Raw genomic sequence first — 12368 nt, 5'->3', positions numbered from 1 at the left:
ACCGCGCCTGTCGTGGTGGATCAGGTCCTGGTCACGATCCCTTGGAGGCCTTGCTCCGGTCTTCCGGCACGGCGTCGCCGGCGAGTGCGTCGCCGCGGCCGTAGTGGTGGGTGGTGAACATGTAGAGCAGGCCGGTGCCCAGGACCACCGCGCCGCACAGCAGGACGATCCAGTTCTCCCACCAGGACTTCTCCGGGGTGCGGGCCCAGCAGATGTTGATGATGGCGAGGATGCCGTAGACCAGCGCCGCGATGTTCACCGTGAGACCCCAGCGGCCCAGGCTGAACTCCCCTGCCGGTTTCCAGCCCTTGAGCCGGGCGCGCAGTGCGGCCAGGACCACCATCTGGAACGAGCCGTAGATGCCGAGGATCGCGAACGAGACGATGTTGGTGAGGGCGTCCTCGGAGAGCAGTGAGGCGAAGGCGATGATCAGCGGCACCGCCGCGGACACGAACAGTGCCCAGCTCGGCACCGCACGGGCGTGGACGAACCGCCGCAGCAGCCGGTGCCCGACGATCATCTCGTCACGGGCGTAGGAGTAGATGAGCCGCCCGGCCGCGGCCTGGAGGCTGATCGTGCAGGACAGGAAGGAGATCAGCACCACGGCCATCACCATCCGCGCCCCGGTCTCGCCCATGGCGTCGTACAGCACGTCCACCACCGGGTCGGCCTGCTCGCCCGAGATGATCGCGTTGAAGTCCGTGACCGACAGCAGAAGCGACATACAGGTGAACGTGGCCGCCGCGCCGCCGATGTAGATGGTGCGGCGCATCGCGCGGGGGATGACCCGGCCCGGGTGAGCGACCTCCTCGGCGGTGTCGCCGCACGCCTCGAAGCCGTAGTACTGGTAGAGGCCGATGATGGCGGCTGCCAGGAACGCCGGCAGGTAGGAGCCGTCTCCCTCGACGCCGTAGGTGTCGAAGATGACGCCGATGCTCTGGTGGCGGTGGGTGGACAGCAGGAAGACGCCGACGACGAGGGCGCCGATGAGCTCGCCGGCGAAACCGATCAGCGCCGCCGTCGACAGTGCCTTGGTGCCCATGTAGTTGATGAGGATGGCGACGACGATGAGTACGGCGGTGCACAGCACGGTGGTGTGCACGGTGGCTCTGAAGCCGAAGAGGATGGCGATGTAGGGGCCGGCGCCGTACGCGACGGAGGTGATGGTCACCAGCAGCGCCCACATGTACACCCAGCCGGTCATCCACGCCCAGCGTTTGCCCCACAGCCGCCGGGCCCAGGGGTAGACGCCGCCTGCGATCGGGTACTGGGCGACGATCTCCCCGAAGATCAGCGCGACGAGGAACTGGCCGCAGCCGGCGATCAGGAACGCCCAGATCATCGGCGGTCCGCCGTCGGCGATCGCGATGCCGAAGAGGGTGTAGGTGCCCACCACCGGGGAGAGGTAGGTGAAGCCGAGGGCGAAGTTGGCCCAGGGGCTCATGTCCTTGCGGAACTCCGAGCCCGGTTCCCCTCCGGGGATGCCGGAGGCCGGTGCGGGAGGCTGCGTGCCGGTCACCGCTGCACCTCTCTTTCGATGTGGCCGGGGAGGCCGGTGATGACGGCCTTCGGGGCGTCGGGGGCGCCCGAACGGCGCGTACCCACCGGGTGGTACGCAATGTGCGCGGTGGCGGGGGCCATGGGTGCCTTTCTTCGGTGGCCGTCGTGCCGCGGGCGGGCGGCCTTGCGTCGGTGGTCCTCGTGCCGCGCGGCGAGCGGCGTGCTGCCTTGCCTCAGCCCTTGAACCAACCGGAGCGGGCGGGGGCGAGGTTCTGGTAGATGTGCTTGGCCTCCTGGTACTCGCGCAGGCCGGTGGGACCCAGCTCGCGCCCCACACCGGAGCGGCCGAAGCCGCCCCACTCGGCCTGCGGCACATAGGGATGGAAGTCGTTGATCCATACGGTGCCGTGGCGCAGGCGCTGGGCGACGCGCTGGGCGCGGCTCGCGTCGGAGGTCCACACGCCGCCCGCCAGGCCGTAGCGGGTGTCGTTGGCCAGCTCCACCGCCTCGTCCTCGGTGCGGAAGCGTTCGACGGTGACGACCGGGCCGAAGACCTCCTCCTGGACGATGCGCATGGAGCGGTCGCAGTCGGCGAAGATGGTCGGCAGCAGGAAGAAGCCGGCGCTCAGGGCGGGGTCGTCGGGGCGGGTGCCGCCGGCGACGAGCCGGGCGCCCTCCTCCTTGCCGATGGCGATGTAGCTCTCGACCTTCTCGCGGTGCTCGGCGGAGCTGAGCGGGCCGCTCTCGGTGCCCTCCTCCAAGCCGCTGCCGAGCCGGATCTGCCGCGCACGGTCGGCGTAGGCCTCGACGAACCGGTCGTGCAGGGAGTCCTGGATGAGCAGGCGCGAACCGGCCGAGCAGACCTGCCCGGAGTGCAGGAACGCGGCGTCGAGCGCGTAGTCGACGGCGGCGTCGAAGTCGGCGTCCGCGAAGACGATGTTGGGGTTCTTGCCGCCCAGCTCCAGGGCGATGTTCCGGGGCCCCTCGGAGGCGCTGGCCATGATGGCGCGTCCGGTGTTCAGACCGCCCGTGAAGGACACCAGGTCCACCTCGGGGTGGCTGGTCAGGGCCGCGCCGACGGTCGCGCCGGAGCCCAGCACGAGGTTGGCGACGCCGGGCGGGGCGCCGGCCTCCGCGATGAGCCGGATCATCGCGATCGTGGTGAGGGGCGTGATCTCGCTGGGCTTGAGGACGAAGGTGTTGCCGGCGGCCAGCGCGGGTGCCACTTTCCAGGAGGCCTGGAGCAGCGGGTAGTTCCAAGGGGCGATCAGCGCGCACACGCCGACCGGCTGGTAGACGACACGGCTGAGGACGTCCGGGCCGACGTCCACGATCCGGCCGCCGTCCTTGCCCGCGAGCTCGGCGAAGTAGCGGAAGGCGTTCGCCACGTCCTCCACGTCGATTCGGGCCTCGGTGAGCGTCTTGCCCGTGTCGAGTGTCTCGGTGTGGGCGATCTCCTCCTGATCGCGCATCAGCAGGTCGCGCACGCGCAGCAGGAGGTCGGCCCGGTCGCGGGACGGAGCGTTCGCCCAGTCACCCTTGTCGAAGGCGCGCCGGGCGGCGCGCACCGCGCGGTCCACGTCCGTGGCGTCGGCCTCGTCGACCGTGGTGACGACAGAGGCGTCGTAGGGATTGAGCACCTCCCGCCGCCCACCGGCCGTCGCCTGTGTCCACTCGCCGTCGATGTACAGCTCACCCACCGCGGGGCCTCCTTCGGATCCGGCCGGTGCCGATCACGGCTCGACGGTCAGCAACATGGCCCATCGGGCGGGCGTCGGCCACGTGGCGCACCGCCGTGCTTGCGTCCGGGTGACCCAGAGGACCCGGGTGGGCTAGGGATCTTCCCGCTGGAGCCCTTCGCCGCCGTATGCCGGGAGGGCACCGCTCACGGCATCCGTTCCTCCGCCCGGGCCCCCTCCTCCGGCGCCACCATCGCCTGGGTGAGCGGAATCCGCGCCAGCGCGAGGACGCCGGCGGCGATCAGCGCGACGCCGAACAACTGGGGCAGCAGCCACCACCCGGAACGGATGGTCTCCTCGTACAGGGTGATGCCGAGGGCGAGGCTCACCAGTGCGTCGCCGAGGGTGAGCGCGGGCTGCGAGGCGACCAGCGGCCCTGCCTGCATCGCGTTCTCCAGCAGGAACAGCGCGCACACACCGGTCGCGGCGAAGGCGTACGTCTGCCAGGCGGAGAGGAAGCCTCCGAGTCCCTGCTCCTCGAGGATGTGCATGGCGGCCTTCATCAGCGCCGCGGTCACCGCGTAGCTGATCGCCGTCGCGGCACCCAGACACGCCGCCCGGGCGCGGCCCTCCGGGCGCCGCAGGGCGGCGACAGCGAGGCCGGCGACCAGGCCCATGCAGACGGCGAGCGCGGGAATCCAGCGGTCCAGGTCCACGTGCGTCCGGTTGCCACTGGGGGAGGCGGCGGCGAGCGCGACCGCCAGCCCGGCCACCACCACCGCCACGGCCAGCCAGCCCCTGCCCGGCAGACGCCGGTGCATCAACAGCGACGCGACGATGAGGGTGAGCGGCAGCTCCAGGATGAACAGCGGCTGCACGATCGTCAGCGGGCCGGTCGCCAGTGCGAGTGCCTGGCAGACGGCGGCGGCGATCACCGCGAGGATGCCGGCCAGCCAGACGGGGCGCCGCAGCAGGTCGAGTATGAGCCCGGCCCGGAACCCCTTGGAACTCGGCACGGTGAGCGCCGCCTTGCGCTGCAGCACCGTCGCGACGGCATTGCTCAGTGCCGCGCAGATCGCGAAGAGCACCGAGAGCGGAGTGTGCAGCTTGGGTCACCTCCCGGATCGGCGGGCGCCTGACGCCGACTGGCTTCCTTCGGCCATGGTCGCCCGGACGGGGGCTCGGGCGCGATCGGAGGCCGGGGCTGTCGGCGCACGCTTCTTCACCGACGCGCCCTCGTCCCGCCCTTCCACAACTCGATTGCGTTCCTTCAATGTGAGCGATTGCATGTAGTGCGCGTGTGCAAGTAACGTCGCTGGGTACACAGCCACCGAATCCGTATGTGAAAGGGGCTGCCAGGCATGCAGATCGATCTGAAGGGCCGCACGGCACTGGTCACCGGCTCCACCCAGGGCATCGGCGCGGCGATCGCCGCCGGACTGGCCCGCGCGGGGGCCCGCGTGGGCGTCAACGGCCGTAACCCGGAGCGCGTCGAGCAGGGCGTCGCCGAGTTGGCCAAGCAGGTGCCCGGCGCCGAATGGGTGCCGGTGCCGGCGGATGTGAGCACGCAACAGGGCGCGGACCAGGTGGCCGAGACACTGCCCGAGGTGGACATCCTCGTCAACAACCTCGGTATCTTCGGCTCGGCCGACCCCCTGGAGATCAGCGACGAGGAGTGGCGGCGCTATTTCGAGGTGAACGTGCTGTCCGCCGTACGGCTGACACGGCTGTTCCTGCCGGGCATGACCGAACGCGGCTGGGGACGCGTGCAGTACATCGCCAGCGACTCGGCGATCGTCACCCCGGCCGAGATGATCCACTACGGCATGTCCAAGACCTCGCTGCTCGCGGTCAGCCGGGGATTCGCCAAGCACGCCGCCGGCACGGGCGTCACGGTGAACTCCGTCATCGCCGGGCCCACCCACACAGGCGGCGTGGAGGACTTCGTCTACGAACTGGTCGACCGGGACCTGCCCTGGGACGAGGCCCAGCGGGCGTTCATGCGCAAGCACCGGCCGCAGAGCCTGCTGCAACGGCTGATCGAACCGGAGGAGATCGCCAACATGGTGGTCTACCTCAGCTCGGACCAGGCCTCGGCCACCACCGGCGGCGCGGTGCGCGTGGACGGCGGGTACGTCGACTCCATCCTGCCGTGACGGAAGGTGCGGGGGGCACGGGCGAGGCCGGGGCAGAGACGGGGAGGGCGGCTACGACCCCGTCGGCGACGACGCGCTGCTCACGGTGCACGTCGTGCTGGGCGCCACGGTGCTGCTGCTCGGCGCCGCCGCCTCGCCTGGCGGCCGACCACCCCGGGCATCAGCTGCTCCATCGTGACCGTCTGCTCGGCCGCATGCTCTGACGTCCGGCCGCACTGTCCGGCCGGAACTCAGGCGCGGCCGGTGAACAGGCCGTGGAAGCCGTACGGCACAATGTGCGGGGCCTGCGCCCGGGCCAGTACGTCGAGCGTCCGGGCGGACAGGACAAGCAGGGACGAGGAGCCGTTCGCGGAGTCGAGGACCAGGGACAGCAGTACACCGTCGTCCTCGTCGGCCGCGTCCGGGGCAGGGACGAAGACCGGTTCGCCCGGGTAGCAGCCCTCCTCGTGCCGGCTCCGGGTTCCGCCCGTCCGTGTGTCGACCTTGACGAGCTGGTTGATGAAGTCGTCCCCGCGGCCTTCGAGGGAGCTCACGCCGTACGCGTACCGGTAGGCGCGTCCGTTGTGCCGCTCGTAGGCGATGCGCGGCAGCTCCATGGACTCCTCCGCCAGCCGCTCGCTCTCGACGCGGCCGGTGCGCAGGCCGATCCGGAAGCGGGTGGGATACGAGACCGGAACGCCCCGGCCGGCCCGCAGCCGGTCCAGATAGAGCGCGTCGATCACCGAGGCGTCGGAGTAGGCGCACAGATCGAGCACCAGGTCACCGTCGTGGTCCTCGTCCTCCCAGGCGTTGATGTGGTGGAAGGCGAAGCACGCCGTCGTCTCGTACACCCCGTGCACGCCGCCCTCGCGCTGGTCGAAGACGATGAAGCGGGTGCCCTGCTCGGGATCCCAGCGGTAGTTCTCGATGAACGGCCTGCCGCTGAGGATCAGAGCGAGCGGGTTCACGGTGAGCGGGAACTCGGCCAGGACGACGTACCGGCCGGTGATCGCGAAGCTGTGCATGTACCCCGGCCTGGTCACCGGGTGACGGCCAATCAGCTCGCGCTTCGTGCCTGGCGTCGGCTGGCGGTAGACGCGGTACTCGCTGCGCCGCGCGAAGTGCGTCAGCTGGTTCACCAGATCGCCGGTGCCGGGGTCCTGGTGCGGGTGGGCGGTGGTGACCTGGCCCTTCAGCGCGTCCTCGTAGCCGACGACACCGGCGGTCGCGAGCGTCTCGGGGTCGAACTCCACCGGCAGCGGGGTCTCGGTGAGCGCCACGAAGCGCTCACCGAAGCGGGCCACGCTGACGTTGGTGTTCGTCACCTCCGGCCGGGAGAACATGCTGAAGAAGCGGGCGAACAGTGAGCGGCAGGGGTCGGTGGCGAACTCCGGATAGGCGATCCGTCCCGACTCGCGCGCGGCCCTGCTGCTGGGTGTGTCGACGAACCTGTTCGTGTAGGTGACCTGGCCGTCGGCGAAGGCGAAGCGGTGCAGCATCGCCTGCCCGTCGAACCAGTGCCGGAACGCCCTGCCGTCAGCTCCGTTCCCGGCCTCGAAGCGTGCCGGGCCGTTGCGCAGCAGACTGCCGCGCAGCCAGGTCGGCAGGGTGCCTTCCACGGCCAGTTTCCGGTCGCTGACCTCGGTGTCGAGGGTGCGGAACCCGGCCGCGTAACCCTTCTTGGTGTTCATACGGATCACCTCACAGTCCATAGTGGACTATTGTGTACGTCATCAAGGCCAGCACAGTCCACAGTGGAATGTCAAGGGAAGGTTCATGCCCGGTACCGAACTCAACGCGAGCGCGGCCTCGCTGCTGGGATTCCTGCACGCGGGCGAGGCCAGCGGCTATGAGCTGGTGAAGGTCGCGGAGAAGCTGATCGGCGACTTCTGGACCCTGACCCGCAGCCAGGTGTACCGGGAACTGGCCACGCTGGCGGATCGTGGCCTGGTGCGTGCCGGGCCGGCCGGGCCGCGGGCACGGCAGCCCTACCGGCTCACCGACGAAGGCCGCGAGGCGTTCGCCGAGTGGGTCACCCGCCCGCCGGGCACCGAGCAGATCCGCTACCCGCTGCTGCTCACCATCGCGTTCGGTTCAGCTGTGGAGCGGGAGCGGCTGCTGGACTTCGTCGCCGAGCACCGTGCCCTGCACGAGGCCCGGCTGGCCGGCTACCGGGAACGCGCAGCGGCCGACGGACTCGACGCGTATCAGCGAGCGACGCTCGCCTTCGGGCTGCGCTACGAGGAAGCCGTCCTGGCGTGGATGGACGAGCTGCCCGGGATCCTCGGCGAGGCCTGAGCCGCCGCGCGTCCCGCGCTGCCGGTCGCAGGTCGTGGCAGGTCAGACGCCCGGCTCCGCGGGAGGCTCCGGCAGCGGCTGCTCGGCCCAGATGGTCTTGCTGTTGCGGCCGTAGCGGGTCCCCCACCGTTCGGCCAGCTGGGCCACCAGGAACAGCCCGCGTCCGCCCTCGTCGGTGCTGCTGGCCTGGCGCAGATGGGGCGAGGTGCTGCTGCTGTCGGAGACCTCGCAGATCAGCTGGCCGTCACGGATCAGCCGGAGCAGGACCGGGCCGCCGGCATACCGGTAGGCGTTGGTGACCAGCTCGCTCACGATGAGTTCGGTGGTGAAGGCGCACTCCTCCAGCCCCCACGCGGTCAGCCGGTCCGTCACCAGCGCCCGGGCCCGGGCGGCCGCGGTGGCCTCGGCCGACAGCTCCCAGGTGGCCACCTGCTCGGCCGCCAGCACCCGGGTCCGGCCCAGCAGCAGCGTGACGTCGTCGGCGGACCGGTCGGGCAGCATCGCGTCCTCCACCGCCTTGCACGTGTGCTCCAGCGACTCGGCAGGACCGGACAGCGCGGTACGCAGCAGGGCCAGGCCCTGGTCGATGTCACGGTCGTCGGCCAGGAGGAGACCGTCGCTGTACAGAGCGATCAGGCTGCCCTTCTCCAGTTCGAGCTCCGCTGTCTCGAACGGCAACCCGCCGAGGCCGAGCGGTGGTCCGGCGGGCAGGTCGACCGGGCGGACCTGCCCGTCCGGACCCAGTACGGTCGGCGGCGGATGACCCGCGCGGGCCATGGCGCAGTGCCGGGAGACGGGGTCGTAGATCGCGTACAGGCATGTCGCGCCCAGGATCTGGGGCATGTTCGCATCGATCTGCTGCTGTTCGGTGGCCAGCTGGTCCACCAGGTCGTCGAGCCGGGCGAGGACCTCGTCCGGAGCCAGGTCGAGGTGCGCCAGCGTGCGCACGGCGGCGCGCATCCGGCCCATGGTGGCCGAGGCGTGCATGCCGTGGCCGACCACGTCGCCGACGACCAGCGCGACGCGCAGTCCCGACAGCGGGATGACGTCGAACCAGTCGCCGCCGACCCCGGCGGAGGCCTGTGCGGGCAGATAGCGGTGGGCGGTCTCGACCGCCGGGTGCTCGGGCACCTCACTCGGCAACAGGCTGCGCTGGAGGGCTTCCGCGGCCTGGTGCTGCTGGGTGTAGCGGCGGGCGTTGTCGATGCAGACCGCGGCTCTGGCGGCGAACTCCTCCGCCAGGGTGAGGTCGTCCTCCTCGAAGGGCTCCGGCCGCTGGGAGCGCCACAGGCAGACCAGGCCGAGGATGACACCGCGCGCGGTCAGCGGCACGACCATCAGGGAGTGGACACCCATCGCAAGTGCCTTCGCCGCCCGTTCCGGCTCGGCGGCGAACCATCCGCGATTGCCCTCCACGAGAGGCTCGAGGACCGCACGCCGTTCGGCCAGGCATCGTGACGGCGCCGTGTCCTCGGGGAAGGAGAACAGTTTGCCGACGGGGTACATCACCTGCCGAGCCTTGGGCTGGATGCTTTGCGCCGCCATCCTGCGCAGCGGGCCCTTGGCGTCGGGTGCCGGCTCCTCCCCGCGGGTCACGGGCTCCAGCAGATCCACCGAGAGGGCGTCGGCGAGTTCGGGAACCGCCACCTCGGCCAGCTCACGTGCCGTGGTGGCCACATCCAGGGTGCTGCCGATCCTGGCGCCGGCCTCGTTGATCAGTGCGAGCCGGCGACGGGCCCGATGGCGGTCGGTGACGTCCTCGACGATCTCTGTGACGCCCAGCACCTTTCCGGACGGGTCCTGCATCCGGAAGGCGGAGATCGAGATGAACAGTTCCTTGCGGGTGTCGTTCAGCAGCCGGGCCGGCTGCTCGGCGAAGATCACGGGCCGGCCCGTCTCCAGGACCGACCGCAGTTTCTCCTCGGCGCGCTCCGCGTCCGCACCCAGGAGGAACTCGCCCGCGCGGCGCCCGCGGTACGCCTCCGGCGGCAGTCCCCCGAACCTCGCGACCGCCCGGTTTATCCGCAGCACGCGCAGGTCCGGCCCGAGAACCACGACACCCACGGGGGACCGGCTGAACAGGCCGTCCAGCACGGCCCTGTCGATCTCCCACTGGATGACGTCCTCGGCGCGCGAGCCGACCAGAAGCCACTCGACGCTGGAGTCCAGGCGTTGCACACACCGGGCCCTGAACCCCACGTACACGCGGTGGCCTGCCCGGTGCCGAACCGGCAGCAGCCCATACCAGCCGCCCTCCTGCAGGCAGGCGTGAGTCACCTCGGCGACCAAGGACTCGTCCCCGCTGTCGACCAGCACCTCGCGGACCGACCGGCCCAGTACCTCGTCGGGGCGGTACCCGAGCAGTGTGGTGGCCTGCTCGCTCCACGCGACGACCCGTCCGCCACGGTCCACGACGGCGGACGCGGACTGGTGGATCGAGAACGGATCCTCCGGACTCTCGCTGAGCGTCGTCGGGGATGTGTCGTTCATCGCCCACCCGTCCCGCGCCGTTCGCGGGGCCGTGCTGGGGCCCCGGGGCGCTCCTACCGTTCGGCATGCCTGGCAGCGGCTCAGTCCCAGTATCGGGTGTCCGGGCACAGCGTGCTTCGGAAACTGCTCCTTACGGTCCCTGCGGGCATGGTCATCGGGGCAGCGCCCGGGCCAGGAGCACCGCCACGTCGTCGTCGGTCGCCTCGGGCATGACATGGGCCAGGAGGTCGTCGCAGACCTTCGCCAGAGGGCGGCCGGGATGTCGCAGGGCCTGTGCCAGCCGGCGCATGCCCTGGTCGAGGTCCGTGCCGCGGGTCTCGATCAGGCCGTCGGTGTACATCACCAGAAGACCGTGCGCGGGGAGGACCACCTGCTGGACCTCGCAGTCCTTGCGGCCGACGCCGAGGGGCGGGCCCGCAGGGCAGTCCAGGAAAGTGACCGTTCCGCGCTCGTCGGCGACCACCGGCGGCGGGTGCCCCGCCCTGGCGATCAGACAGCGGCCGGTCGCAGGATCGTGGACGGCGTACAGGCAGGTGGCCATCTCGTTGTCGCCCAGATCCGCCACCACGGTGTCCAGGGCGGGCAGCACCTGCTCGGGTGAGGGTTCCCGGCGGGCCAGGGTCCGTACCGCGGTGCGCAGCTGCCCCATCACCGCCGCCGCATGGATGCCGTGCCCCATCACATCCCCGATCACCAGGGCGGTCCGGCCGTCCGGCAGGGCGATGGCGTCGAACCAGTCGCCGCCGACCCCGTGGTCCCCGGCCGGCAGATAGCGCGCGGTGAGTTCCAGCCCGTCGACGGGAGGCAGGACGGGGTTCATCAGGCTGCGCTGGAGGGTGAGGGCCGCGTCGCGCTCCCGGCTGTACATGCGCGCGTTGTCGATGTTCAGCGCCGCCCGGGCGACGAGTTCGTCGATCAGCAGCGTGTCCTGGTCGTCGAACGGCCCGCGCTGCCGGGTCCGGGTGACGACGACCGCGCCGAGCACGCTGCCGCGGGCCACCAGAGGGATCAGGCGTGCCGCGCCCACATGGGTGCGCAGGTAGGCGCGCAGCCGGTCGACGTCCGGGTCGGTGATCATGGGGCCGATGTCGGACAGGAACAGGTTCATCGGCCGCCCCTCCGTGATGACCTGCTCGTACACCGAGCCCGGCGGGACCTGCAGGGTCATGCCTACCGCGAGCTGGTCGGCCGGCGCGGCCGGATCGGTGAAGGACGCCGCGGCGCGGCGCACCACACCGTGCGCCGATGCAGCCGTCTCGTCCGGGGCCACCGCCTCCTCCAGCAACTGCACGTCGGCGGAGTCGGCCAACCGGGGCACCAGGACCCGGACCACCTCCTGCGCCGTCTGCCTCAGATCCAGCGTGGAACCCATCTGCGTGCCCGCCTCCGCCAGCAGCGCGAGCCGCCGCCGCGCCTGCTCCGCCTCCAGATGGGCGTGCTGTCCCTCCGTGATGTCGATCAGCGACGCGATCAGTCCGATCCGCCGGCCGGCGCCATCGAGCAGGGGCGCGTAGGAGCAGGACCATGTCCGCACCAGTCCCGGCTTCTTCGTGCTGACAGCGGAGTGGCGGGAGTCCACCACCGCCTCGCCCCGGTCGAGGACCTGCCGCATCACCGACTCCAGCGCGTCGGTGCCGGGTGCGATCTCGGTCACGCGCCTGCCGACGTGCTCTGCGACCGGTACGCCGTCCATCCGGGCCAACGCCTGGTTGACCCGGAGGAAACGCAGGTCGGAGCCGAGCATGGCCAGGCCGATCGGGGACTGGGTGAACAGCCCCTCCAGAGCCGCCAGCGCATCGCGCATCTGCTCCACAGCAGTGGTCTCCGCCGCGATGGCCATGACACCCGTGCGCTGCGGCCCGTCCGCGATGGGGCAGATCCACATGTCCATGTCGACCAGATGCCCGTCGCGATGCCGGACCGGAAGCCGCGCGACCACCGCGGCGCCCGCCTGTACGGACCGGGTGAGCCGATCGGCCAGGTCGCGGTTCTCCTCGGGTACGAGGATGCGGTTGACCTCCTGGCCCACCACCTGCTCCTGGGTGTGACCGAGCAGGTCGTGGGCGGCGAGCGACCACTGCGCCATGCGTCCCTCGGCATCGGCCACCCACAGGGCGAGCGGCAGCAGATCCTGGAACACACCCGGGTGTCCCACCGCGGACGTGTCCGGGTCCGGCGTCTCGCCGACCGCGTCGTGCGCATGCGCACCGTGGGGACTGGCGCTGGTCATAAGGGCACCTCGCTCACCCGGCACCGGTCCCACCGC

9 protein-coding genes are annotated in these 12368 nt (G+C 71.0%); 2 read left to right on the top strand and 7 right to left on the bottom strand.

Annotation, left to right across the window (positions count from 1 at the left end; translation table 11 throughout):
* Positions 1–31: 31 nt before the first annotated feature.
* The 4 genes from ACZ7M7_RS16425 to ACZ7M7_RS16410 all read right to left on the bottom strand — a co-directional run bounded on the left by ACZ7M7_RS16425 (position 32) and on the right by ACZ7M7_RS16410 (position 4285).
* The gene (locus ACZ7M7_RS16425) at positions 32–1519 is read right to left on the bottom strand and encodes an APC family permease (RefSeq protein WP_383602131.1); all 1488 of its coding nucleotides are present in this window, start codon (positions 1517–1519) and stop codon (positions 32–34) included.
* On the bottom strand, positions 1516–1641 hold the full coding sequence (locus ACZ7M7_RS16420) for a hypothetical protein (RefSeq protein WP_451168582.1): 126 nt from the start codon (positions 1639–1641) through the stop codon (positions 1516–1518). The genes ACZ7M7_RS16425 and ACZ7M7_RS16420 overlap by 4 nt, the downstream gene beginning before the upstream one ends.
* Positions 1642–1733: 92 nt before the next feature.
* Positions 1734–3200: an aldehyde dehydrogenase family protein gene (locus tag ACZ7M7_RS16415; RefSeq protein WP_472117078.1), complete on the bottom strand. Its 1467-nt coding sequence runs from the start codon at positions 3198–3200 to the stop codon at positions 1734–1736.
* A 185-nt stretch (positions 3201–3385) separates the two neighbouring features.
* Complete coding sequence (locus ACZ7M7_RS16410) at positions 3386–4285, bottom strand: DMT family transporter (protein ID WP_383602472.1); 900 nt, start codon at positions 4283–4285, stop codon at positions 3386–3388.
* Positions 4286–4540: 255 nt separating this feature from the next.
* Here ACZ7M7_RS16410 and ACZ7M7_RS16405 point away from each other — a divergent pair, with 255 nt between their 5' ends.
* Positions 4541–5335, top strand: a complete 795-nt coding sequence (locus ACZ7M7_RS16405; protein ID WP_383602140.1) for an SDR family NAD(P)-dependent oxidoreductase — start codon at positions 4541–4543, stop codon at positions 5333–5335.
* A gap of 230 nt (positions 5336–5565) precedes the next feature.
* Here ACZ7M7_RS16405 and ACZ7M7_RS16400 read toward each other — a convergent pair whose 3' ends face one another.
* Positions 5566–7005: a carotenoid oxygenase family protein gene (locus tag ACZ7M7_RS16400; protein ID WP_472117074.1), complete on the bottom strand. Its 1440-nt coding sequence runs from the start codon at positions 7003–7005 to the stop codon at positions 5566–5568.
* A gap of 85 nt (positions 7006–7090) precedes the next feature.
* Here ACZ7M7_RS16400 and ACZ7M7_RS16395 point away from each other — a divergent pair, with 85 nt between their 5' ends.
* Positions 7091–7612, top strand: coding sequence for a PadR family transcriptional regulator (locus ACZ7M7_RS16395; RefSeq protein WP_383602145.1), 522 nt, complete (start codon positions 7091–7093; stop codon positions 7610–7612).
* Between the two features lie 42 nt (positions 7613–7654).
* Here ACZ7M7_RS16395 and ACZ7M7_RS16390 read toward each other — a convergent pair whose 3' ends face one another.
* Positions 7655–10102 carry a SpoIIE family protein phosphatase gene (locus tag ACZ7M7_RS16390; RefSeq protein ID WP_383602148.1) on the bottom strand — a complete coding sequence of 816 codons (2448 nt, stop codon included), beginning with the start codon at positions 10100–10102 and terminating at the stop codon, positions 7655–7657.
* Between the two features lie 151 nt (positions 10103–10253).
* A complete protein-coding gene (locus ACZ7M7_RS16385) occupies positions 10254–12332 on the bottom strand; it encodes a SpoIIE family protein phosphatase (protein ID WP_472117071.1) in 2079 nt (692 codons plus the stop codon).
* Positions 12333–12368: the final 36 nt, after the last annotated feature.

Source organism: Streptomyces sp. NPDC111606, assembly GCF_055656945.1.
Note: the sequence above shows the minus strand (reverse complement) of the source record. Positions and strands in the feature narration are given on the sequence as shown.

Excerpts from the sequence above, each read along its gene's own strand:
- ACZ7M7_RS16420 (WP_451168582.1), bottom strand. The coding sequence starts at position 1,641 with ATGGCCCCCGCCACCGCGCACATTGCGTACCACCCGGTGGGTACGCGC.
- ACZ7M7_RS16405 (WP_383602140.1), top strand. The coding sequence starts at position 4,541 with ATGCAGATCGATCTGAAGGGCCGCACGGCACTGGTCACCGGCTCCACC.
- ACZ7M7_RS16400 (WP_472117074.1), bottom strand. The coding sequence starts at position 7,005 with ATGAACACCAAGAAGGGTTACGCGGCCGGGTTCCGCACCCTCGACACC.
- ACZ7M7_RS16395 (WP_383602145.1), top strand. The coding sequence starts at position 7,091 with ATGCCCGGTACCGAACTCAACGCGAGCGCGGCCTCGCTGCTGGGATTC.
- ACZ7M7_RS16390 (WP_383602148.1), bottom strand. The coding sequence starts at position 10,102 with ATGAACGACACATCCCCGACGACGCTCAGCGAGAGTCCGGAGGATCCG.
- ACZ7M7_RS16385 (WP_472117071.1), bottom strand. The coding sequence starts at position 12,332 with ATGACCAGCGCCAGTCCCCACGGTGCGCATGCGCACGACGCGGTCGGC.